The following is a 21,815-nucleotide window of genomic DNA, read 5'->3' as shown; positions in this document are numbered from 1 at the left end:
TTTTCCTTAAATCATAAACACCAGCTCTTTTCTTCAGCTGCCGCGCCCTAATGAAATGGGCTGTTTATGGGAGGCCAAGTGCCTGGAGCCCGGCTTGTCCCCTAGCGCTTAGTGGCAAAAGGTGTGGCTCCGTAAATCTTGGAACTGCTATCATTGCGGAACAAATGAGTGTCCAGGTCGTGAATCTCCTGATGAAACTGTTCGATGCGCGCTTTGTCCTTAGCGTCAAAGGCATCGATACCCCTGTTAAACATTACATCCAGATAATCGCTCAAAGCTTTGGCGTTAGCTGCCCCGACTTCCTTCTTAATCTGGCCGTCCCAAGATGATTTATGGAAGACAATGTACTTCTTAATATCCTGTTCATTCATCTGCGGCCCGGCATTAGGCCCGAATAGATACCCGTCGACATACTGGTGGATATTCCAGGCAGATCCATAGGCTACTATTTGCGCAGATTCGCTTAAACTGCCTTCTGCAAAGAACCCAGCAATGGACGGGGCCATGTTCAATAATTTGCTATCAGGTTCTTTGTACTTCTTGGGACCGGACGTGTCCCCCTGTGGCGCTACATTTAAGTTCGGACCGGCCACAGCTGCCGGGGCACTTGCGGTAGTACCAGAATTGGGAGCAGCATTAGTGATGCTTGATGCACCCGTATTCTGGCCCCCGCTATCAACGGCGGGCGACTGAATGACTACTTGATCAGACTGATCTTGGTTGCGTAAGACTTTCCAGGCACTCGGACCATAGACCCCAGCGGCAACCACGACTCCGGCCAAAGCCACGGTACCCACCAGGGTGAGGATTCGCCTTTGATCAAATCCCCCAAAACGCATACCCTTCCCTCCTGTCCTTGGATTTTCTTCTATATTTTACCAAGTACCAGGGTGAAAAGTGTGTCGCTTTTCCTGAATGCCAGGGTCATTTTCCGACTTCCCTAGGTCAGATATCCTACTTTACTCTATTCTCTGTGTGATAGTCGCGAAAAACCACCATTATTTTACAAAAGTTTCAACCGCACTTATTCCTTATCGCTCGCTCCACCTTACGTTCTCCCTTACCAATGTCTCCAAGTAAGCCATGAGTTCGGGGGCCAGGTCGTCCCGGCGCAGGGCAAATTCGATTGTGGCCTGCAAGAATCCGAGTTTATCTCCGACATCGTAACGCCGTCCTTCAAATTCATAAGCCAGGACTTCCTGGAACTTGCTCAGTTCCCTGATCCCATCTGTGAGCTGTATTTCTCCACCCTTGCCCGGTGGCAGCATTTCCAGAATATCAAAGATCTCCGGATTAAGAATATACCGACCCATGATAGCCAGTCGGGCCGGAGGAGCATCTTCCGGACTTGGCTTCTCCACCAGGTCCAAGGCCCGGTACACCCGCTCCCCGAAGTTCTCCCCGTCCACAATGCCGTATTTCGATGTGTCTTCCAAGGGTACCTGCTGCACTCCCACGATGCTGGCACCGTGACGTTCATAAATCTTGATCATCTGGCGCAGGCAAGGAACTTCGGCATGGATCACATCATCCCCTAAAAGCACCGCAAAAGGTTCATTGCCGATGAACTTGCGCGCGCTGTGAATAGCATGCCCGAGGCCCAGAGCCTCTTTCTGGCGGACATAATAAATGTCAACTAGACGGGCGATGTCCTGTACCATGTCCAACAGTTCTTCTTTTTCCCCTTTTTGCAAAAACATCTCCAGTTCAACCGAGCGGTCAAAATGATCTTCGATCGCCCTTTTGTTGCGGCCCGTTACGATGATAATGTCCTCAATTCCGGACTCAACCGCTTCTTCTACGATGTATTGAATGGTTGGCTTATCGACAATAGGCAGCATTTCCTTGGGCTGAGCTTTGGTAGCCGGTAAGAAGCGGGTACCAAGGCCGGCCGCAGGAATTATGGCCTTGCGAATTTCGCGCATTTTATCATCCCCTCCTATGCGTTTTGCCCTTTTAGATTATTCACTGTTCCCAAAGAACATACCGCTATACAAGTTAATTATACCATATTTGGAAAGCTGATATCGAGATCCTTACCGCAGGGTGGTCGCATGTAAAATAATGTAATTAGAGCTAGAACATCCCTGCTAGGCGGGCGCATCATAAACGGATCTTGCGTCAATATTAATTCCATCTGAAAAAAGTCTTATGCCTTAACTACTGTAAATACGCCCGGGAGGCGGTCGGTTTGCACACAGAAACAAGTACCGCCTTATATCAATTAAGGCGGTTCGCTATCTACGGGCTCATTGGCCTAGCTATAGAAGTTATTTATACCGGGCTTGCTTCCTTCTTGGCAGGGGATTTAAGCATGCATGGGTTCAGCTTTGTCGTGATGTTTCCGATTTACGGGCTGGCCGTTTTCCTCGAACCCCTGCATACACGCCTAAGGGACCTTCCCTGGTGGGTAAGAGGATTTACTTACCTTATTTTAATTTGGGTGATCGAGTACCTAAGCGGCATGCTCCTGCGTCTGTTTATCGGAACTTGCCCCTGGACTTACACAGATCCTTTAAATATCGACGGCCTCATCACTTTGCGCATGGCTCCGGAATGGTTTGGAGCCGGATTAATCTTCGAGCGTATCCACACCTTCCTCGACCGGCACAATATCTAACATTGCCTACACTAACATTACCAATCGAACCATTTGTTATCCCGGTCACACCCTGAAATGCCCCATCAACTCTTTAAGGTCGCGTGCCAGCTGGTCAAGAGTCTCTGCGGAAGCAAACAATTCCTCAACCGAGGCATTTTGTTCCTCGGCAGCGGCTGCGGTAGCCTGAGTAATAGCAGAGGTAGAGTCCGCCTGTTTAACTACAATTCCCATGCCAGAAAGCATACGCGAACCGTCCTGCTGAACCTGGCCGACAGAAGTTTCAATTTCCTTGGCCAGTTCGGCGCTTTGTTCAACAGAGTGCAAGATCGTGCCGAACTGAGTGGATATTTCTTTAAGGTAAGTATCTCCTTGGTTGACACTGTTCACACTGGCCACCATTCCCTGGCGCGCGCTTTGGGAAGCCCGCTGCATTTCCTGCACCCGTTGGGAAATATCCACGAGGCTTAGCTGCACTTGCTCGGCCAACTTGCGCACTTCTTCCGCCACTACGGCAAAACCGCGCCCGTTTTCCCCTGCCCTTGCCGCTTCAATGGCAGCATTTAAGGCTAAGAGGTTAGTCTGCTGGGCAATGCTGTCGATGATCTGGACAGTTTTGGCGATATCCCCTGATTTCTCATCCACGTTTCCTATAACATCACTTAAACGATGCACCTGCTGTTCGATCTCGCCCATTTGCTGCACAACCTGCTGCAAGGCTTTACTGCCTTGACGGGCCAGGTCGGCCGAGTGCTGGGAGGCGTCGTTAACTTTTTCCGCCTGCTTTTCAACATTATTCATCTCATCGATTACCCTGGCCATGCGCTCCTGATTGTCCGTCATTTCCTGGACCTGCATTTCTGCCTCCCTGGCTATTTCAGACGCAGACAGGGCTACCTGCTCTGCCGCCTTAGCCGACTGTTCCGAGCCGACCCTCATTTCCTGGGAAGTGCGTGCTACCTGATTAGCCATCTCGACGACATTTTTAATGATCTTGCGCAAAGAATCCGTCATTTCACGGAAAGCTTCCTGAAGTTGTAACCCCTCGCGGTTCCAAGCCTTCCAGGGGGATTTTTTCTTGCGCTCAATCTGGCCTGAAGCTACCTCGTTGGCATTTTGGACAAGGTTTTTCATCATTTTTGTTAAAGCGCGGCTGAGGAAAATCCCGATCAAAATGCTGACCAGAAAATCAAGGATTGCCACCACAGCGGAGATCCTGGAGGCCTGCGCAAAGATGTTCTTGGCATCGGTCGTGCTGTGCTGATCTACCATTTGCAGCTTGGCGTCAACCATTTGTTGCAGGATGTCATTGGCAGCCTGGTCGCGGGTTCCGGTGTTGCTGAATATAAAATCTTCCGCTTCCTGTCCCCGGTTCTCCTGAGCAGCTTCCATGGCCGTCTGCGCCGAGCTTAGATACCCAGTCCAGGCTTCTTTAAACTTAATCCACTGCGCGGTCTCGTCCGTACCTTTGGTATAAGAATCATAGGTCACTATATTCTTGGTAATAGCCTCTTTTTGCTGGTTTAGTTTATCCAGATATTTTTGCCGCTCCTCCGGATTGCGCGCATGGACCACCATCAACACAGCCGAGCGATAAGCCTGGGAATGGTAGCGTATTTCAGATAGAAGATTCATTGGCACAACATCCTGCTCGTACACAGTCATGGAATTCGTATGTAGTTTGTTCATGCCGTAAATTCCGATCCCGCCCACAACTGCGGTTGCTGAGGCAATAAAGACCATCAGAGCCACAACTTGAAAACCCATACTCCAGCGTTCAAGCTTCATTTACCCCTCACTCCTTCGCTAGACCCTTTTGCATTTATCTTTAATCTAAATATATTTCTACATCTTGTGCAACATTTCCTTTGTTGAAAAAAAGTTGTTTTTATGTTGGAAATGGGAATCGAGAATGGGGCTATCCCAAACACTTCATGCTTGGAACAGCCCCATTTGAGCATTGTCCGCTCTACATGATAACAGCTTCGTTTTTGGTGCTAACTGCCTTACTTTTTGGGCTCGGCTTTGGCGAGCACGTCATCAACGATTCCATACTCTTTCGCTTCGTCCGCGCTCATATAATAATCGCGGTCGGTGTCAGCCTCGATCTTTTCAATCGGCTGCCCTGTCCTCTCGGCCAGGATACGGTTCATTTTTTCTCGAGTACGGATCAAGTGCTTAGCATGAATTTCGATCTCGGTTGCCTGCCCGGACAGACCATGTCCTCCGATCAAAGGCTGATGAATGAGAACTTCAGCATTAGTCAGAGCGGTACGTTTGCCTTTAGCGCCTGCGGCTAAAAGGAACGCCCCCATGCTTGCTGCCAGCCCGACACAGATGGTGTGGACATCGGCCCGGATGTACTGCATCGTGTCATAGATCGCCATGCCCGCAGTAATCGATCCTCCAGGGCTGTTAATGTAGAGGAAAATATCTTTTTCCGGATCCTCCGCCTCTAAAAAGAGCATCTGGGCCACTACCAAGTTGGCTACATCATCATCGATGCCCCCGCCCAAGAAGATAATCCTATCCTTTAGGAGCCGAGAGTATATGTCGTAAGAGCGCTCCCCGCGGTTAGTCTGTTCTACAACCATTGGCACAAGATAACCCATATTCACACATTCCTCCTTATTTCTCTGGTAAATCCTTTCCAGTATATCTTTACCCGTTAGCACTATTTTAGTACAAAGGTCAATAAAGGTCAAATGTTTTTCGCGCTTATCCTTATTGCTTTTATTTTAAGTTAGTATTACATATTCTTATCGATTTCTTCCTGGAGAGCAGTTTTAATAGAGGAAAACTCAATTCCGTTCTGTGAACAATAGTCCCGGACAGCCATACCGGCGGCAGGTATCTTTCCTTTGATAATTTCTTCGATCTTATCCTGCGGTACACCCCAATCTAAAATCTCTTTGAAGGTAGTTTTTCCTTTGACCGCATCCCCCTCAGCTTCGCCGGAAGCTGTGGCTACAGCAGCACCAGCAGAAGCAGTAGCAGTAGCAGCCGGTTTCACTGTATGGCTTTCGAAGTAGCTGATTTGTTCGGGTGTGAGCTTAGCCTGGGCTTTAAGGATTGCTACCGCCGGTGCAGGCAAGTAAGATTCCTCACTCGTTTCATATGGAAGTCTTGTATAAAGGGCAACAAAATATCTGAGAGAATCTGTTTCAACCGCTTTTCCTTCAGCCTCAGCGTCAGCATATAAAGTCCCCAGATCTTTGACTAAAAACTCAGCCGGATCTTTGACAGTAACCGCAAACGCTTTAGCTAATTCTTCCGGAGCGACCCCAAAAGCGCTGCTTACATCCCCGAAAGAATACGAACCGCGAATATCCGCCGGATTATACTGTCCGGCAAATTCACCTGAGGTATATTTAGCCGGAACCTTAGTGGATTCCGTGTGCCAGACCCCCAGCCCTTTGCTTATTCCTATGCCGCTAAACAAAATTACAAGCATAAATATCGCCGCAATTTTAGAATTTATCTTCATGCTTTCATCCTCCCTCTACAGCGCTAACCTCAAACTGATTGTTCCTTATTCATCCCGTGCTGTAGAAGCTTTGTCCCCAGATAGCTGGTATTGCCGACCGGACAAGCTTCCTCAGACGTGCACTTAAGGCAGGAGATGCATTGGTGGTTGCGTACCACTTCTCCCTTAGACAACTCAATGTTCATGGGACAGGCTTTGTCACAGGCCTTGCAGGATATGCAGCTGTTGGCATTGCGCCGTACCCTGAAAATACTAAAGAGATTTGTGAGGCCTAACACTGCTCCGTAAGGACAAGCATATTTGCACCACGGCCTCTCCACCAGGAGAGATGCAAGCATAACTATAACTAGCGAGATAATGCCGCCCACGGCTATTTCACTGGTCCAGAAGTTAAACAAGGCGTAATACGGATCAATATTTTCAAATACTGTTATTTGCCCGGTCACAGCGACCATGTATACGACCCACGCCAGCATTATATACCTAAGATATCTTAAGAAGCCGTCAACTTTCCGCGGAACTAAATTATTGTAGCGCGAGCGGAAAATCTTTTTCCCTATCTTGCCAATCCACTCCTGCAAACTCCCAAGCGGGCAGACCCATCCACAAAAGAGCGGGCCAAAGGCAAAAGCTGTGATAAAGATTATTATCATAAGTATGAATGAGGATTCGTGAATCTTTTTGACAAAAGTGCCGGTGGCCAGAAACTGATAAGTAGTAGCTACCCCCCCGAACGGACAGAACGCATGGGTTGACGCATCCGAAATTAATGGGAGGGCCAGGCCGTAACCTGCCAGGGTTTTGTTCACTGCAATCAGCACGATCAGTCCGAAAAAGAATAGTTGCAACCAGGTCCTCAGTCGAATTTTTTTCTTGCCTGCCATGAAATGTCCTCCTCTCAAAACTAAGCAGCCGCAGCGTTTCCTTTCAGCGGGACAATTTCGCTTAAGTTCGCTTGACCTCGCTTGACCTCGCTTGACCTCGCTTGACCTCGCTTGACTTCGCTTAACCCAGCTCGGTCCTACGGCTACAGATACAGTCTAACGCTCCTTTGTGGTTAATCTTTTAGGAGAATGTGAATATTTCATGAATATTTGAGAGGAGAAGGTTTCTGCTTTGGTTTGAGAGGCTTTCGTTAGAGAGTCCCTCGCTGCGTGAAATACCTCAAGTAAATTCCTAAAGCTGTCATACTCAGGATAAAGAATATAGCCAGATAATCCTCCAACCGCAAAGTCCGCTCACGTACACCGGTCCAAGTCCTTGTGTATCCATAACCCCGGTTGAGCATAGCCATGGACAGGGCATCAGCCATTTGAATGGAATGAATGATGAGCGGTACCATAATGGGAATATAGGCTTTAATATTTCCCGTCAGGCTCTTTTCTCCGAGGTGGGCTCCCCGCGCCTTTTGGGCCTCAAGAATATGTATTCTCTTTTTGTCCAGAGCTGGGATAAAGCGCAGGGCTGTTACGATCATAAAGGCTAATTCCGGGGGGACTTTCGCTTTCTGCAAGAATTGCAAAAGGTCATCAAGCGGGGTAGTGAGGCTAAACACGGAAGAAGCAAGCACCATCGTCAAGAGCCTAAACAAAAAATTCAAGCCCATGAGAATCCCGCCTACGGTAGCTCCCAGACGCTGTCCGGGTAAGAGATAAAAAATAATATTCTGACTGAATCCATTTCGAAAACGGTCTCCTGGATAACTAAAGGCAGTTACTACTAAAATGAAAAAGAAGATGGGGAGAAGAGGAATTAGCATCGCCCGAGCCTTGGTCAAGGGCATGCGGGCGGAAAAGGCTAAAATTGCAACAAACAGGGTCAACCCCAAATTATAGAAGGGATTCTGAAACATCAGGGCAAGCACCGTGAAGCTTATAAAACCGAGCAGCTTCGTCCGCACATCCAGGCGGTACAGAAGGGGCTCCTGCGCTAATTTGTTTAATGACATCCCGCTTTCTCCTCTCCCGCAGCCGGAACTTTGATCCGATGATTAACGGCCACAAACCCCTGCATTTATGAATTCTTCGACAGTAAGGTAGGTTCTTCCCAGTTCCAGATTTGTTAAGTCCTGGCTGAGCCGGGCGATTTGGGGGGGAACAAGTGCAGCCTCTTGCATTACGCTCGAATTCGTAAACAGGCTACGCGGTTCGGCATCAGAGAGAATCCGCCCTTGATTCATGACAATGACTCTGCGGGCATGGCGAGCGACAATTTCCATATCGTGGGTGATCATCACGATCGTTGTTCCGTGCCGGTTCAACTCTCTGATAAAACTCATGATGGCCTGAGTTCCGTTCCAATCCAAGCCGGTAGTGGGCTCGTCAATCACCAGGAGCTTGGGCTTGAGGGCCAGGATGGAGGCTGTTGCGAGCAGCTGCCTTTTCCCCTTGCCCAGGGTAAAAGGGTGATCTGTACGGTGTTCTTGAAGCCCGGTTAAGTCCAAAACCCAGTCCAGGCGATTCCTTATCTCCTGGTGTCCGAGCCCGACATTCCTTAGACCGTACTCAATTTCCTTTTCCACGGAAACGGCGAAGATTTGGTGGTCGGGGTTTTGAAAAACATAACCCACGGTTTGGGCCAAACCTGCCGTCTCAATGTGGCGCGTGTTGATGCCGTCTACGATGACATCCCCGTCAGAGGGTTTAAGCAGACCGTTGAAATGTTTGGCCAGCGTGGTCTTCCCAGCACCGTTAGGACCGACAAGCGCGACAAACTCTCCCTCTCTAACGGACAAATCAAGGTCCTTAATGACTGTCTGGCCCGACGGGTAGCGGTGGACAAGACCCGACACCGTCAGTAAAACCGGCGTCTGCGCTATAACAGGCCTGTCTGGGATTGCCTGTGCTAGAACTTGTTCAGCCGGCACCGTCAGGACTATTGCAGGCTCAGGTGACTCCGATCGGCCCATTACTATCTTTCGTACAACATTTGCGGCGGCTGACAGATTGAGCGGAACCTCCTCCGATTCGATCCAGCCCCTTTGATAGAAATCCCAGCCAAGCTCGCTTACCGGCAAGGGCTTGATCCCCAGCTGTCGGAGAAGTTCGACCTGGCGAAAGAGGTCTGCAGGCAGCCCCCGCCAGACAATCTCTCCTTCATTTAATACAACGACCTCGTCCGCTCTCTCAATCACTTCTTCGACGTTATGTTCTATTACTAGTATGGTTAGGTTGCGCTTTCTCCGCAGCTCATCAAGGGCAGCATAGAGGTCAACCCGCCCCTGAGGGTCTAGCTCAGAAGCGGGTTCATCTAAAACAAGGATCTCCGGACCCATGGCCAACACACCGGCAACTGCCAGGCGCTGCTTTTCCCCGCCGGAAAGTTCGGCGGTATTCCTTTGATCGTACCCTTGAAGAGCAACCAACTTTAAGACTTCAGCAACTCTGCGTTCAACTTCCATCTCAGAGAAAGCGAGATTGCGGGGGCCAAAGGCTGTGTCTTCCGCCACGGTCCGCCCGAAAATCTGAGTTTCCGGATCTTGCAGCACCAAACCGATGTGCCTGGCCAGAGCTTGTACAGGCTGGCGGCTGACATCCTGCCCTGCCACGGTCAGCCTGCCGGAGAGCTCTCCTTCCAGCAGCTGGGGGATAAGCCCGTTCAAGCACAGGCTTAAGGTGCTCTTGCCTGCTCCGGCAGGTCCCATGACAACGACGAACTTCCCCCGCTCAAGGTCCAGGTTGATGTTTTTTAAGGTAAGGCTTTCCGCATGGCGGTAACGATAACAAAGATTTAAAAGTTCAAGTGCATTCTCCATGATTTGCTCCACTTCCAGGTTCCGCAGTTCTCTGTCTGAACTAAATCAATTTGCTCCCTTTGATCGCTTTATAAGCAATGCCTGCGATGATAACATTTAGCACCGAAGCCAGCACTAAAAAAGGCATAATCCCCAGCACAGCCCCCATGCCCCCCGCCGGGAACGCCGTGAAGGAACCAATAACTCCATTGATAATAATCGCCGCGACGCTTGCCGGAATGAGGCCCAGTTTGCGGTTAACCCAACGGAAGACAAGCGCACATACCGCCATGATCGCGGCGACGATAAGGTGAACAGGAATACTTAAAGGGAAACCTACAACAGCTGATGTGAGCATGTGAGCCACCGCAATCACTATGCTGCCCTCGGCCGCACCGAAAGCAATGGCCGCAAAGTACCCGGGGGCCGAATCCATCCCAATTGTTCCTACCGGACTCGGAATTTTAATAAGGGCACCAACAGCACTTAGAGCAATAAAGATGGAGATGATTGCGATCCTTCTGACACTCGCTACGGATTTAACGGCATTTAGTTGACTCATGAATAATTCCTCCCTCTAAAATTCAATATTCTTAAATTACTTCTTGATTACTTCTTGATTACTTCTTGATCAATTTATAATTACTTCTGAATTACTTCTTAACATTGGGAACGAGTATCCCAGCCTTATGCAGTGCTATGGACCAAAATGCAGACCCTACTCCCGCAAGCTCTCCCAAAGCCGAAGCGGTCAACTCAGCCGGAGATGTGAAAATCAAGCAAGTGGACGGCCCAGCCGACTTTTTCCAGTCAACCTGAGAAGAGCAATCCGGAATAAAGTCACATCCAACATTCTCCGCAAGCAAGTCAGCCTCCCGACGAATCCCTTGAGAACCGATAGGAACAATATCATGAATGCCTTTAATTTTCACGAGGGATAGAACATGTTTACCCTGAACGATCTCTTCATCATCCGGGCTTTGTACCTCAGAACCAACCTTTGGCAGCCCAAGGCAGTAAACGTTGTCTCCGCCTTGGGAAGTTGCAATGCGCAACTCTTCCCGCCTGCACGTGCCGACGATGCTGATTCCCAGACCAGTCTGGCTGGTCGGCATATTCTTCTCCGTACTGACAGCCACCGGCAGAGATCCTTTCTCTGTGAATTTAAGCTCGTCCTTCACTCCGGCCAAGATCCCGTCTCCTGTGGGGTTCAGTTCATTTGATACTGCTACGGTTACAATTTGCGGAACAGCCCCGGCTGCAAGCACTTCGAGCAACGCAACGCGGACGGTTAATCTACCCACTAAATAAGGAGTCACTTTAACGATGTCATACTCTTTCTCCCCAATCGCCCCACACGAATCACAGGCGGCAACAAGGCATTGCCCGTCTGTGAGCATCGCAACTTCCACATCCCGGCCTCGATAGCCCATCCTACTTCACCTCCTTTCCACTCAGTATTAAAGCAAAGCTAAAGTCATTCTAAAAATCGAAGCGATTCGAGAAAAATAAAAAAGCTCACAGTCATTTACCGTGTTACATATAGGTAACAGGCAAATTAACCATGAACTTTACCATGATCCATGAACCGAAAGTTACAGGCAGGTCTCCTGACTTAGAATCATCGCCTTTACACGCCTTCCCAGCTGCCCAGTGGCTGATGTGCAAAAACTCCTCTTTACAGTGGCGGGTCCGCCCGGGACTTGCACCCGGTTCCCTATTCTCCCTAAAAAAGGGCACCTATAACTTGTTTTATTGTTACTAACTAGTTATTCAGAATTCAGTAGTCAGTAGTCAGTAGTCAGTAGTCAGTAGTCAGTAGTCAGTAGTCAGTAGTCAGTAGTCAGTAGTCAGTAGTCAGTAGTCAGTAGTCAGTAGTCAGAATGCCCAAGAATATGCTTCCAGCAAGTTATTAATCTCTTGAAACGCTCCTGTCTCCTGTCTCCTGTCTCCTGTCTCCTGTCTCCTGTCTCCTGTCTCCTGTCTCCTGTCTCCTGTCTCCTGTCTCCTGTCTCCTGTCTCCTGTCTCCTTATGATTTTACCATTATTAAAGCACTCCTTCAAGCCCTCTCATTTTAACCTCATTTCACTCCCTCTCATCATAGTCCTGTCCTCTTAAATCGTTAAGGGTTGAGAAAATTCTGGCTTCAGGGTATGATTTGGGCAAGAGGAAGAAGCTTACTGAAGCTTTCCCATTAGTAGAGGAGTGGAAACCATGGCCAGATTACCGTTGTTAGACGTCGAGAAAATGCCGGAAAAAACCCGGGAGATGATCAGCGGGGGCAAGTCCGAAATGAAAGGGCTAAACATCAACCGCATGGTTGCCCATGCGGAAAAAAGCGCCCGCCACTTTATGCGGCTGGGCAACTCCTTGCTCACTCAAGCGAAGTTGGACAGCCGCCTGCGCGAGCTGTCAATCCTGAGGATAGCGACCCTTTGTGATTCCCGCTATGAATGGTACCAGCATGAAATCCTCGCCCGTAAAATCGGAATTTCTGACGGGCACATCGCAGCGGTGAAGCTTGGCCCGGACAGGCCGGAGTTCAATGATCTGGAACAGGCGGTACTTAAGTACACTGACGAAGTAACCCTGAAGGTCAAGTCGTCGGATGAGACTTTCAACACCCTGGCTCGAGTATTAAGCCATCAGGAATTGGTCGAGCTTACCTTGACCATCGGGTTCTATAATTTGGTGGCACGTATTTTGGAGAATACGGGGGTCGAAATCGAAAGTTAGGCTGCTCTCTGGTAGGGGGCTGTTCCCAAGCACTTCAACTTAGCATTGGGAGCAGCCCCTTTTAAATTATTCCAAAGGAACCAACGATAGCCTCTGAACATATGTTGTACTATCCCGCGTTTACCCATAATATGGAAGGAGGAATAAGCAGATGGCTTTTGGAGCAGGTGGCGGCGGTGGAATCGGTTGGGGATCCGGAATTGGAATTGTTGTGGTCATAATTCTTCTGCTGATTGCTTTAGGAATCGTGTTCTAAGAAGTAGAACTGACACACGAAAATATTAAAAAGGAGGTTACTAGTATGTACGGATACGGCATGTTGGGTGGGTACGGTGCAGGCTACGGCGGCTATGCTTGCGGTACCGGTTATGGCGGTTACACCGGCGGTTATGGCGTTGGGGTCGGCATCATTGCCATTGCAATTCTGATCTTGATTGCCCTGGGCGTTATCTTCTAAATTAGAAATTAACGAATAGCATCACCTGCGCGAGAGTTCCTTTGGACTTTCGCGTTCTCGTAACGCGCAAGAGCATCAAACTTATATGCTCCAGTAGAGACAGTATCAATGGCCCTTGAAAAATCACCTTGTTTGCGTTATGATAATGTTCGAGTTGGATAAGCATCCAACTTGCGATGGGGCTCGCTTTTGCCGTTTGGCTGATGGCTCCTACTGAAAGAAATCAGTAGGAGCTTTATTTTATTTTCGGGGTTTAGACCGATCAGTTCGTGATAGCGAAGCCTGTTTATATAATCCAAAGGGGTGAGCGCAATGCAAAACATCTTCGCCGTAGCTTTAGGGGGTGCTTTGGGGGCATTAGCCCGCTACGGGCTGGGGGCATGGATATCCGGTCGTTGGAGCCAGGGCTTTCCACTGCACACGTTTTTAATAAATATCAGTGGTGCTTTCTTACTGGGGTTCCTGAATATACTTTTTATTGAACGTTTAACGGTAAGCCCTTTGGTCCGGCTGGGAATCGGGGTAGGATTTTTAGGAGCGTACACAACTTTTTCAACCTTTGGCTATGAAGTTATTACCTTGCTGCAAGGGGGCAGCTTGCTTACGGCGGCCTTATACACCGGGAGCAGCATCTTGGTTGGATTTACCGGGGTTGCCCTGGGAGTTGGGCTGGCCCGCTTGCTCTAAGTGCCTTTGTTTGTTGTCCAAACCTCAACTCATATTGTACCAAGGGTTTAAGATGGACTCGCGAACTACGGAGAGGACTTGCGAATAAAAGGAGGTCTCTTAGTTGATTGGCAAAGCTAAACTGCTTAAAGTTTATATTGGTGAGCGTGAGCGTTACCGCAACAAACCACTCTACCAACACCTTGTAACCTGGCTTAAAGATAGAGAAATCGCGGGAGTGACTGTTAATCGCGGAATTGAAGGCTATGGGCAAGACAAAGTCCTCCACAGTTCCCGGCTGTTGGACCTGTCTGCCGACCTGCCTATTGTGCTGGAAATAATCGACACCGCAGAGAAAATCGAGTCTATTATTCCGGATGTATGTAGGATGGTGCCAAGAGGATTAGTGTTTAGCGCAGATATAACAATTCATAAATACGGGACAGAAAGTTCGTCGTGAATTCAAGGTTCCATTAATTCTAAGAGTTTTACTAACTTCTCACTCTTGCGGGCTATAACTTCTTCTTGACTGGTTTCGCTCCAATCAAACAGTCCCTGACCGCTTTTAAGACCGAGCATACCGCTTGCAACCTTGTCTTTAAGGATGGTGGGCGGTTCTTTGCTGTCTTCGAGGTCCGGATAAAGATACTCCGCGATATTCAAGGCTATGTCCAAACCATTGAGATCCCTTTGTTCTAAGGGACCGGTGTGGAGAAAGCGCAAACCCAAAGTATAGCGGACCACATCGTCAATATCCCGGGCGCTCGCCACTCCCCTATCCAGCATAAACAAGGCTTCTCTGGCAATGGCATGCTGCAGCCTGTTCCCGATAAAACCTGGGATGTCTTTGTTCACAACCACCGGCTTTTTCTTGAGAAAGCGCAGCAAATCAACCGTCGTATCTACGGCCTCTTGCTCTGAGTACTCACCTCTGACCACTTCCACCAACGGCATTATGTCAGCAGGCATGTAAAAATGTGTACCTACCACCCTTGCCGGGTGATTTAGATCTGCAGCAATCGAAGTGATAGGCAAGCCGGAAGTGTTAGACGCCAAGGTGACCTCAGGCGGACAAAGCACATCCAGTCTTTGGAATATCTCCTTTTTTAAGTCCAGGTTTTCCGGTACGGCTTCAATCACAAAATCCGCACCGGCCACTCCGTCTGGGAGGGATAAAAATGTATGTAAGCCGGACATGACTTTGTCAAGCTTCGCGTTAGGATTCGGTACAAGATTTGCCTCAGGACCCGGGCCAAGAGTATCTTCAGCTCTAATCTGCGTTCTAAGGATCTTCTTAATTTTATCTTGTGCGTCCCTCAGAATTGATTCCGAGGTATCAATAAGGTTTACACCCAATCCGCCCCGCAAACTGATCGCGGCAATGGAATGCCCCATTGTTCCGGCCCCTATCACCGCCACTCTCTTGATTTCAGCCATCAGCTGCCCTCCTCTTTAATTTCAGCTTATTAACCTCTGTTCAATTTGCTGGTTCGAGCATGTCCTAGCTATTTCCTTTATATGACAGGAACTTCTTTGTGACAGAAGCGTCGAATGTTAAACCTGCTGCTTAAGCCCTAAAATCTGTCTGGCCTCATCCGGGGTTGCGATGTCACGTCCGAGCATCTTCGCTATTTTCACAATTCTTTCTACCTGCTGGGCATTCGTCCCAAGCACGCCGCGGCTGTAGTAAATATTATCCTCAATCCCGACTCTCACATTGCCGCCCAGCAGAATTGCCATGGTGGACAGCCGCACATGAGGCTCGCCGATGATTGAAACATTCCAACGCGCGTTTGACGGCAAGCTTTCCATTAAGAAAAATAAGTTTTTCGGAGTAGCCGGCAGAGCACCTTTCACGTTCAGAACAAAGTTGAAATAAAGAGGGTCTTTTAACAGCCCCTTTTCGGCCAGCACAATTCCGTTATTGATCATGGCTGCATCAAAGACTTCCAGTTCCGGTTTAATATTGTTGTCGAACATTTTCTGGGCCAAGGTTTCAACCAAGTCAGGGGCGTTATCATAGACCCGGTTGGGGAAATTCGTGGAGCCGGTCGTGAGGCTTCCCATTTCCGGGCATAGATCCAAAGCCTCCCCCCGTTGAAGGCCGGAAGCTGCGCGTCCTCCCGTGGAAATCTGAGTGATCATGGGGCAATCTTTGATTTTGAACTGATCAAGGATCTCCGCGAAAACCTCCTTGCGATGCGTGGGTTTGCCCTCTTCATCCCGGGCGTGAAAGTGAACTGCAGCTGCGCCTGCATTCCAGCAGTCGTAGGCATCCTGGGCAATTTCCTTCGGTGTCATCGGAACATGCGGAGTTTGTTCCCTGGTCGGCACGTTTCCAGTAGGGGCTACTGTAATAATCAGTTTTTCCATCGATATCACCTCGTGCTAGATTAATGCGTCAGTTTGCTTAGAATCGACAAAATCCGACTTTCTTCAGAATATTTCTAACATTTTAATTGTAACATAAAAAACCGTGGATAGGCTAAATTTAACAAGAGAGCGCCTCACAAAGAGACACTCTCATCGGAATTCAATTTAGATATGCGATGATCCTAAGCCTAAACTCTTGCAGTTCAAGGGCTGCTCGTTACTTGTACATTTCTTCCAGCAAGGCTTTTACGTCTTCATTCTCCAAATAGTCATCATAAGACATTTGGCGATCTAACAAGCCTTTGGGGGTAAATTCGATAATCCGGTTGGCAATCGTCTGCACAAACTGGTGATCCTGTGAGACAAAGAGCATCGTGCCACTAAAGTTTATCAGCCCATTGTTCAAAGCGGTGATCGCCTCAAGATCCAAGTGGTTTGTCGGCTCATCCAATAAGAGCACATTGGCGCCGCTCAGCATCATACGCGACAGCATGCAGCGGACTTTTTCCCCACCGGAAAGGACGTTAGCCGGTTTCTGTGTTTCATCCCCCGAGAACAGCATGCGCCCGAGAAAACCTCTGACGAAGGATTCATCCTGATCTCTGGAGAATTGTCTGAGCCAGTCAACCAGGTTAAGATCGGTTTCAAAATAAGCGGAATTGTCTTTGGGCAGATAAGCCTGGGAAGTCGTGACCCCCCAAGTAAACGTGCCCTCATCCGGTTCGATTTCTCCCATTAAAATCTTAAACAAGGTCGTTTTCGCCAGGCTGTCCGGACCCACGAAAGCGATCTTGTCTCCTTTATTCACGGTAAAGGAGATGTTATCCAGAACTTTCCCTCCTAAAACAGTGGCCGTCAAGTTCTCAATCGTCAAGAGCTGGTTGCCCGCTTCACGGTCCGGAGTAAAGGCGATATACGGATATTTACGGGAGGAAGGCTTGATATCGTCCAGGGTTAACTTTTCCAAAAGCTTCTTACGGGAAGTCGCTTGTTTAGCCTTGGATGCGTTAGAGCTAAATCTCTGAATAAACTTCTGCAAATCCGCTATTTTGTCTTCTTTTTTCTTGTTGGCATCTCTCATCATCTTCAGCGCCAGCTGGCTGGATTCATACCAAAAATCATAATTGCCGACGAACATTTGGATTTTGCCAAAATCAATGTCTGCAATGTGCGTGCACACTTTATTTAGGAAATGGCGGTCATGGGAGACCACAATCACCGTGCTTTCAAAGTTATATAAGAAGTTTTCCAACCAGGCAACGGATTGAAGATCGAGATGGTTGGTGGGCTCGTCAAGCAGTAAAATGTTGGGGTTGCCAAAGAGAGCCTGGGCCAGGAGTACCCGAACCTTTTGATTCCCGTCCAATTCTTCCATCAGTTTCTCATGGAGTTCTTTCAGAATCCCTAGTCCCATTAAGAGTTCCGCAGCCTCAGCTTCTGCCTGCCAACCATTCAAATCAGCGAATTCCCCCTCGAGTTCGGAGGCCTTCATCCCATCTTCGTCTGAAAAATCCGGTTTGGCGTAGAGAGCGTCCTTTTCCTCCATGATTTCATAGAGTCTGGAATGCCCCATGATTACTGTTTTCAGCACCTGAACCTGTTCAAACTCGAAGTGGTTTTGTTTCAGAACAGCGACCCGTTCCCCTGGAGTGATGATAACTTCCCCTTTGGAGGGGTCAATTTCCCCGGCAAGTATCTGGAGAAAAGTAGATTTCCCGGCACCATTGGCTCCAATTAAGCCGTAACAGTTTCCGGGCGTGAACTTTATGTTAACATCTTCAAATAAAGCTCTTTTTCCGAATCTTAGAGTTAACCCGCTTGTACTAATCATTTTTTAAATCGTTCCTTTAAATAGTTTTTTTGGCACACAATAGTTTATTATATCATTTTAGGTGAAGAAGAGATATAGACTTTGGGTTAATATTGTTAAGTTTAAGTTTGCTCAAATTCAAGAAATAAGTAGTTTTGACAAAATAACTTAAGAAGATTAGAATTAACTTGAGCTGACATCGGGAATACGCATTTAATTGCGTTTCGCGAACACGGAAAACCACCTGCTTATGGACGGCAGGTGGTTTTATCTTTTGGAGTGAGTTTCTGACTTTCAAGTTGATCACTTCGACCTTGATTTACGCCATTGACGGTAACCGAAGTACCCTGCTCCCCCCAGAATCATGAACGGCAAGGCGTAGCCCAAACCCACCACCAGGTAATTCAACGCATTCCAGATCGAACTGATCGTTTTAAGGATTGCATTCTGGGCGGCTTCCCAGGTTTTGCCCCAGGAAACAGGCTGCCATGGTTCATCAATATTGACGGGGTTAGGTTTGGTTTGAAGCTGGACCTGGATCGTTGAGAACGCCACTTCATGGTTCCAGAGTTTCAGCTGTCCCTGAAGTTGTTCAATCTGCATCCGGATATTGCTTAAAGCCTGTTCCACCTTGATGATGTCATCTACGGTTTTAGCCTGATTCAAAATATCCGGTCCGGGAACCCTGATCCTCACAAACCGGTGGATGGACGGGAAAATCCCTTCATAGATTTCATCAAACGAGGAATCACTGTGCACAGTCCACAAGACCTCCTCCCCAGCTCTATTCCTATAGACGTAAGGGTCAGAGCTAATCTGATAGGCAACTGACAAAAAGTTGCCCGTTCTCGATACTTATCGAAACTAATTATACCACACTTATTTCCAATCTAAGGAAACGTTAAAGGCCCTGATTTCGTTACCCGGGCTTATCGAGTAAGAATCACCCATTTCAAAGGGGGGTAAATAAAAAAAAGCCCATGGGCAACCTCCTTTCTCTTATACCAGTCCTTATGGACTGAGCTTCGAGTGGATTTTGCCTCATGGGCCGTGAGCCGAAAATTATCCGAGGAACATTTTCATATCGTCTTCAACAGTGCTGATGCCGCCGATGCCGAAGTTTTCAACCAGAACCTTGGTGACATTCGGAGACAGGAAGGCGGGAAGTGTGGGCCCTAAGTGAATGTTCTTCACCCCGAGGTAGAGGAGCGCCAAAAGCACAATCACCGCTTTTTGCTCATACCAGGAGATGTTGTAGGAGATCGGGAGTTTGTTAACATCATCTAAGCCAAACACTTCTTTAAGCTTCAAAGCCACTACTGCCAGGGAGTAGGAGTCATTGCACTGTCCGGCGTCAAGCAGGCGCGGGACTCCGCCGATGTCTCCCAAGTTCAGTTTGTTGTATTTATACTTGGCACAGCCGGCAGTTAAGATCACCGTGTCCTTGGGTAGAGCCTCGGCAAAATCACCGTAGTATGAGCGGCTCTTCATGCGGCCGTCACACCCTGCCATGACAAAGAAGTGCTTAATGGCACCGGATTTTACGGCATCTACAACAGTGTCTGCGAGAGCCAAGACTTGCGCATGGGCGAAACCGCCGACAATCTCTCCGCTCTCAATCTCCGTTGGAGGCGGGCACTTCTTAGCCTGCTCAATGATGGCTGAGAAGTCTTTAGCCTTTCCTTCTACGCGGTCAGGGATGTGCTTTACACCCTCAAACCCGACTACACTGGTGGTATAGACGCGGTTTTTATAAGAATCTTTAGGCGGTACCAGGCAGTTGGTGGTCATGAGAATCGGTCCGTTAAAGGACTCAAACTCCTGATCCTGTTTCCACCAGGCATTGCCATAGTTGCCCACGAAGTGCGAGTATTTCTTGAAAGCAGGGTAGTAGTGAGCCGGAAGCATTTCCCCGTGGGTATAGACGTCCACGCCGGTTCCCTCTGTTTGCTGAAGGAGTTCTTCCAAGTCTTTGAGGTCGTGGCCGCTGATGAGTATGCCTGGGTTGGTGCGCACACCGATATTTACTTTTGTAATCTCGGGATTGCCATAAGTTGAGGTATTGGCTTTATCCAAAAGCGCCATGACATTGACACCGAATTTTCCGGCTTCCATAGCCAGCCCCACTAAGTCATTGGCACCCAAACTGTCGTCCGTGGTGGCAGCCAGAGCTTTAGTGATAAAGGCAAAGATTTCCGGATCTTTGTAACCGAGAACATACGCATGCTCGGCATAGGCAGCCATTCCTTTGAGACCGTAAGTTAGCAATTCTCTGAGAGAACGGATGTCTTCATTCTCGGTTGCCAAGATTCCTACTGCTGCTGCTTTGCGCTCGAAGTCTGCAGTGTTGTCAGCATACCAGGTTGCGGATTCATGCAGGTTCGTCGGCAGGGTCCCGCCCGCAGCGAGGATTTCGTTTTTGAGTTCAGTGCGCAAAGCCAGGCCCAATCTAACTTTTTCAATAAGACTGTTTTTATCGAAGTTTACATTCGTGATCGTTGCAAATAGGCTTTCCATGATGAATTTATCGACGTCCGCGCGTTCGATACCCCTTGCCCGCGCTTGTACTGCATAGATGGAAATTCCTTTGAGTGTATAGATCAGCAGGTCTTGTAAGTTGGCGACATCTTCAGTCTTACCGCACACCCCTTTAATTGTGCAGCCGCTTCCTTTGGCTGTTTCCTGACATTGATAACAGAACATACTCATTTTCTCAGAATCCTCCTTTTTATTCGCTCTTTAATTTTTCGCAAGTTCATTTAACTGAGTTTATTCTAAATCAATTCCTAGTTGAATAATGTGATTTGGGCATTTTTTTAGGTGTGAGTTTTCTCACACCTAAAAATCCCTCGCTTTATAAGCAAAATATGGTAGAATGGAGTTGCAGAGATTTAACCGGAAAAAATCATCCTGGAAAAGCTAACGCCATTGAGGAGATAAACCATAAGGTTAAGGAGATGAAGACAAATGGAAAGCGATAAATTTCAGGATTTTATGACAGGCCAGTTTGACAAACTATTCAAAGAGTTAAAGGATTTCCGGAAGGACATAAAAGAAAAACTAGAGGAGCACGACAAACGGTTTGATGATCACGATAAGAGGTTTGATGATCACGATAAGAGGTTTGATGATCACGATAAAAGGTTTAATAACCTAGAAAAACTAGCTCTACAACATCATGAGGAACTTGAAAAGGTTGCAAAGCAAGTAGAAAAATTAGTAGTTGGCCAAGAAAGATTACAGCATGATGTAAATTTCTTACTCCGCAAGACTTCCGAGCACGATGAAGATATAATTCAACTTAAAAAAGCTAAGTAGTCCTAAAGGACTTATTAAAAAGACCGGGGTTGTATCCCCGGTCTTTGGATTATACTGCGTTCAAATGCGATAATCTCAAGCTATTTCCAACTAGCTCTTGTCCAAGCTCCAAAGCTTGGTGGTTAAGGGGAATAAAGTTGTGCCGGTGTTCGGGTAATACTTTTATCAAAGCCTGAGTGACAGAATCCTCTCGTATTACCCCGGTGAAGGCCAAATATGCGCCTAATAGGATCATATTCCCGACCTTCTCACTCCCAAGTCTCTCCCGGGCTAAGGTGTTTGCCGAAGCTTTGAAAATTTTAATATCCCGCCGTTTCGGCTCAATGTCTATGAGGGATGAATTCATGATTAAGATTCCCCCCGGTACCAGATCTTGCTCGAACTTCTCCAGGGACGGCCGATTGAGCACGATCAGCGAGCTGGGTTCTGAAAAAAGAGGAGAACTAATCGGCTCATCTGCTAAGGCCACCAAGCAATTGGCAGTGCCTCCACGCATCTCGGGACCATAGGAAGGAATCCAGCTTACATGCTTGTTTTCAATTATGCCGGCATGTGCCAAGAGCAATCCCATGGACAAAACGCCCTGCCCCCCAAAACCGGCGATCATTATTTCTTCATGCATTAGCGGCACCCTC

Annotated in this window: 22 protein-coding genes and 2 riboswitches; of the genes, 6 read left to right on the top strand and 16 right to left on the bottom strand. The window is 48.1% G+C overall.

What is annotated here, in order from left to right; all coding sequences use genetic code 11:
• Nucleotides 1-101: 101 nt before the first annotated feature.
• Together ACYQ2N_RS12750 and galU are read right to left on the bottom strand one after the other, a co-directional pair.
• Entirely contained in the window at nt 102-839 is a 738-nt protein-coding gene (locus ACYQ2N_RS12750) for a hypothetical protein (protein WP_459999645.1), read from the bottom strand.
• Nucleotides 840-1,031: 192 nt separating this feature from the next.
• Nucleotides 1,032-1,925 carry a UTP--glucose-1-phosphate uridylyltransferase GalU gene (gene galU / locus ACYQ2N_RS12745; protein WP_459999644.1) on the bottom strand — a complete coding sequence of 298 codons (894 nt, stop codon included), beginning with the start codon at nt 1,923-1,925 and terminating at the stop codon, nt 1,032-1,034.
• Nucleotides 1,926-2,191: 266 nt separating this feature from the next.
• Between galU and ACYQ2N_RS12740 the strand changes: the two genes are divergently transcribed.
• On the top strand, nt 2,192-2,620 hold the full coding sequence (locus tag ACYQ2N_RS12740) for a putative ABC transporter permease (RefSeq protein ID WP_459999643.1): 429 nt from the start codon (nt 2,192-2,194) through the stop codon (nt 2,618-2,620).
• A 45-nt stretch (nt 2,621-2,665) separates the two neighbouring features.
• Here ACYQ2N_RS12740 and ACYQ2N_RS12735 read toward each other — a convergent pair whose 3' ends face one another.
• From ACYQ2N_RS12735 to ACYQ2N_RS12700, 8 genes are all read right to left on the bottom strand, one after another.
• Nucleotides 2,666-4,387, bottom strand: coding sequence for a methyl-accepting chemotaxis protein (locus ACYQ2N_RS12735; RefSeq protein WP_459999642.1), 1,722 nt, complete (start codon nt 4,385-4,387; stop codon nt 2,666-2,668).
• A gap of 218 nt (nt 4,388-4,605) precedes the next feature.
• Nucleotides 4,606-5,211, bottom strand: coding sequence for an ATP-dependent Clp endopeptidase proteolytic subunit ClpP (clpP, locus tag ACYQ2N_RS12730; protein ID WP_459999641.1), 606 nt, complete (start codon nt 5,209-5,211; stop codon nt 4,606-4,608).
• 137 nt (nt 5,212-5,348) lie between these two features.
• Nucleotides 5,349-6,086: a hypothetical protein gene (locus ACYQ2N_RS12725; RefSeq protein ID WP_459999640.1), complete on the bottom strand. Its 738-nt coding sequence runs from the start codon at nt 6,084-6,086 to the stop codon at nt 5,349-5,351.
• 29 nt (nt 6,087-6,115) lie between these two features.
• Nucleotides 6,116-6,970, bottom strand: a complete 855-nt coding sequence (locus ACYQ2N_RS12720) for a 4Fe-4S binding protein (RefSeq protein WP_459999639.1) — start codon at nt 6,968-6,970, stop codon at nt 6,116-6,118.
• Nucleotides 6,971-7,221: 251 nt separating this feature from the next.
• The gene (locus tag ACYQ2N_RS12715) at nt 7,222-8,034 is read right to left on the bottom strand and encodes an energy-coupling factor transporter transmembrane component T family protein (RefSeq protein WP_459999638.1); all 813 of its coding nucleotides are present in this window, start codon (nt 8,032-8,034) and stop codon (nt 7,222-7,224) included.
• A 42-nt stretch (nt 8,035-8,076) separates the two neighbouring features.
• Nucleotides 8,077-9,840, bottom strand: a complete 1,764-nt coding sequence (locus ACYQ2N_RS12710) for an ABC transporter ATP-binding protein (RefSeq protein ID WP_459999637.1) — start codon at nt 9,838-9,840, stop codon at nt 8,077-8,079.
• Between the two features lie 40 nt (nt 9,841-9,880).
• A complete protein-coding gene (locus ACYQ2N_RS12705; protein ID WP_459999636.1) occupies nt 9,881-10,381 on the bottom strand; it encodes an ECF transporter S component in 501 nt (166 codons plus the stop codon).
• 91 nt (nt 10,382-10,472) lie between these two features.
• Nucleotides 10,473-11,252: an alpha-ribazole kinase gene (locus tag ACYQ2N_RS12700; protein WP_459999635.1), complete on the bottom strand. Its 780-nt coding sequence runs from the start codon at nt 11,250-11,252 to the stop codon at nt 10,473-10,475.
• Between the two features lie 150 nt (nt 11,253-11,402).
• Nucleotides 11,403-11,578: riboswitch (cobalamin riboswitch) on the bottom strand.
• A gap of 456 nt (nt 11,579-12,034) precedes the next feature.
• On the opposite strand from ACYQ2N_RS12700, the gene ACYQ2N_RS12695 reads away from it, so the two are divergent.
• From ACYQ2N_RS12695 to ACYQ2N_RS12680, 4 genes are all read left to right on the top strand, one after another.
• On the top strand, nt 12,035-12,556 hold the full coding sequence (locus tag ACYQ2N_RS12695; RefSeq protein WP_459999634.1) for a carboxymuconolactone decarboxylase family protein: 522 nt from the start codon (nt 12,035-12,037) through the stop codon (nt 12,554-12,556).
• Nucleotides 12,557-12,857: 301 nt separating this feature from the next.
• Complete coding sequence (locus ACYQ2N_RS12690) at nt 12,858-13,013, top strand: hypothetical protein (protein WP_459999633.1); 156 nt, start codon at nt 12,858-12,860, stop codon at nt 13,011-13,013.
• 163 nt (nt 13,014-13,176) lie between these two features.
• Nucleotides 13,177-13,233: riboswitch (Fluoride riboswitch) on the top strand.
• 92 nt (nt 13,234-13,325) lie between these two features.
• Nucleotides 13,326-13,700 carry a fluoride efflux transporter CrcB gene (crcB, locus tag ACYQ2N_RS12685; protein ID WP_459999632.1) on the top strand — a complete coding sequence of 125 codons (375 nt, stop codon included), beginning with the start codon at nt 13,326-13,328 and terminating at the stop codon, nt 13,698-13,700.
• 103 nt (nt 13,701-13,803) lie between these two features.
• Complete coding sequence (locus ACYQ2N_RS12680) at nt 13,804-14,139, top strand: DUF190 domain-containing protein (RefSeq protein ID WP_459999631.1); 336 nt, start codon at nt 13,804-13,806, stop codon at nt 14,137-14,139.
• Nucleotides 14,140-14,141: 2 nt separating this feature from the next.
• On the opposite strand, the gene ACYQ2N_RS12675 is transcribed toward ACYQ2N_RS12680, so the two are convergent.
• The 5 genes from ACYQ2N_RS12675 to hcp form a co-directional block, all read right to left on the bottom strand.
• Nucleotides 14,142-15,116 carry a 3-hydroxyacyl-CoA dehydrogenase NAD-binding domain-containing protein gene (locus tag ACYQ2N_RS12675; RefSeq protein WP_459999630.1) on the bottom strand — a complete coding sequence of 325 codons (975 nt, stop codon included), beginning with the start codon at nt 15,114-15,116 and terminating at the stop codon, nt 14,142-14,144.
• 117 nt (nt 15,117-15,233) lie between these two features.
• Nucleotides 15,234-16,052: a beta-keto acid cleavage family enzyme gene (locus tag ACYQ2N_RS12670; RefSeq protein WP_459999629.1), complete on the bottom strand. Its 819-nt coding sequence runs from the start codon at nt 16,050-16,052 to the stop codon at nt 15,234-15,236.
• A 217-nt stretch (nt 16,053-16,269) separates the two neighbouring features.
• Nucleotides 16,270-17,883 carry an ABC-F family ATP-binding cassette domain-containing protein gene (locus ACYQ2N_RS12665; RefSeq protein WP_459999628.1) on the bottom strand — a complete coding sequence of 538 codons (1,614 nt, stop codon included), beginning with the start codon at nt 17,881-17,883 and terminating at the stop codon, nt 16,270-16,272.
• Nucleotides 17,884-18,165: 282 nt separating this feature from the next.
• Complete coding sequence (locus ACYQ2N_RS12660) at nt 18,166-18,621, bottom strand: DUF4349 domain-containing protein (RefSeq protein WP_459999627.1); 456 nt, start codon at nt 18,619-18,621, stop codon at nt 18,166-18,168.
• A gap of 303 nt (nt 18,622-18,924) precedes the next feature.
• Entirely contained in the window at nt 18,925-20,571 is a 1,647-nt protein-coding gene (gene hcp, locus ACYQ2N_RS12655; protein WP_459999626.1) for a hydroxylamine reductase, read from the bottom strand.
• A 258-nt stretch (nt 20,572-20,829) separates the two neighbouring features.
• On the opposite strand from hcp, the gene ACYQ2N_RS12650 reads away from it, so the two are divergent.
• The gene (locus ACYQ2N_RS12650; RefSeq protein WP_459999625.1) at nt 20,830-21,180 is read left to right on the top strand and encodes a hypothetical protein; all 351 of its coding nucleotides are present in this window, start codon (nt 20,830-20,832) and stop codon (nt 21,178-21,180) included.
• Between the two features lie 49 nt (nt 21,181-21,229).
• On the opposite strand, the gene ACYQ2N_RS12645 is transcribed toward ACYQ2N_RS12650, so the two are convergent.
• The gene (locus ACYQ2N_RS12645) at nt 21,230-21,802 is read right to left on the bottom strand and encodes a 2-oxoacid:ferredoxin oxidoreductase subunit gamma family protein (protein WP_459999624.1); all 573 of its coding nucleotides are present in this window, start codon (nt 21,800-21,802) and stop codon (nt 21,230-21,232) included.
• Nucleotides 21,803-21,815 lie beyond the last annotated feature (13 nt).

The sequence above is a fragment of the Paradesulfitobacterium aromaticivorans genome (genome assembly GCF_054657415.1).
The sequence above is the reverse complement of the archived record's forward strand: the minus strand, read 5'-3'. Positions and strand labels throughout refer to the sequence as shown.

Bases quoted from the DNA above. Each gene is read 5' to 3' on its own strand.
- hcp (WP_459999626.1), bottom strand. From the start codon at position 20,571: ATGAGTATGTTCTGTTATCAATGTCAGGAAACAGCCAAAGGAAGCGGC.
- ACYQ2N_RS12725 (WP_459999640.1), bottom strand. From the start codon at position 6,086: ATGAAGATAAATTCTAAAATTGCGGCGATATTTATGCTTGTAATTTTG.
- ACYQ2N_RS12645 (WP_459999624.1), bottom strand. From the start codon at position 21,802: ATGCATGAAGAAATAATGATCGCCGGTTTTGGGGGGCAGGGCGTTTTG.
- crcB (WP_459999632.1), top strand. From the start codon at position 13,326: ATGCAAAACATCTTCGCCGTAGCTTTAGGGGGTGCTTTGGGGGCATTA.
- ACYQ2N_RS12700 (WP_459999635.1), bottom strand. From the start codon at position 11,252: ATGGGCTATCGAGGCCGGGATGTGGAAGTTGCGATGCTCACAGACGGG.
- ACYQ2N_RS12650 (WP_459999625.1), top strand. From the start codon at position 20,830: ATGGAAAGCGATAAATTTCAGGATTTTATGACAGGCCAGTTTGACAAA.
- ACYQ2N_RS12695 (WP_459999634.1), top strand. From the start codon at position 12,035: ATGGCCAGATTACCGTTGTTAGACGTCGAGAAAATGCCGGAAAAAACC.
- ACYQ2N_RS12720 (WP_459999639.1), bottom strand. From the start codon at position 6,970: ATGGCAGGCAAGAAAAAAATTCGACTGAGGACCTGGTTGCAACTATTC.
- ACYQ2N_RS12690 (WP_459999633.1), top strand. From the start codon at position 12,858: ATGTACGGATACGGCATGTTGGGTGGGTACGGTGCAGGCTACGGCGGC.
- ACYQ2N_RS12710 (WP_459999637.1), bottom strand. From the start codon at position 9,840: ATGGAGAATGCACTTGAACTTTTAAATCTTTGTTATCGTTACCGCCAT.
- ACYQ2N_RS12735 (WP_459999642.1), bottom strand. From the start codon at position 4,387: ATGAAGCTTGAACGCTGGAGTATGGGTTTTCAAGTTGTGGCTCTGATG.
- ACYQ2N_RS12665 (WP_459999628.1), bottom strand. From the start codon at position 17,883: ATGATTAGTACAAGCGGGTTAACTCTAAGATTCGGAAAAAGAGCTTTA.
- clpP (WP_459999641.1), bottom strand. From the start codon at position 5,211: ATGGGTTATCTTGTGCCAATGGTTGTAGAACAGACTAACCGCGGGGAG.
- ACYQ2N_RS12675 (WP_459999630.1), bottom strand. From the start codon at position 15,116: ATGGCTGAAATCAAGAGAGTGGCGGTGATAGGGGCCGGAACAATGGGG.
- galU (WP_459999644.1), bottom strand. From the start codon at position 1,925: ATGCGCGAAATTCGCAAGGCCATAATTCCTGCGGCCGGCCTTGGTACC.
- ACYQ2N_RS12715 (WP_459999638.1), bottom strand. From the start codon at position 8,034: ATGTCATTAAACAAATTAGCGCAGGAGCCCCTTCTGTACCGCCTGGAT.
- ACYQ2N_RS12670 (WP_459999629.1), bottom strand. From the start codon at position 16,052: ATGGAAAAACTGATTATTACAGTAGCCCCTACTGGAAACGTGCCGACC.
- ACYQ2N_RS12705 (WP_459999636.1), bottom strand. From the start codon at position 10,381: ATGAGTCAACTAAATGCCGTTAAATCCGTAGCGAGTGTCAGAAGGATC.
- ACYQ2N_RS12750 (WP_459999645.1), bottom strand. From the start codon at position 839: ATGCGTTTTGGGGGATTTGATCAAAGGCGAATCCTCACCCTGGTGGGT.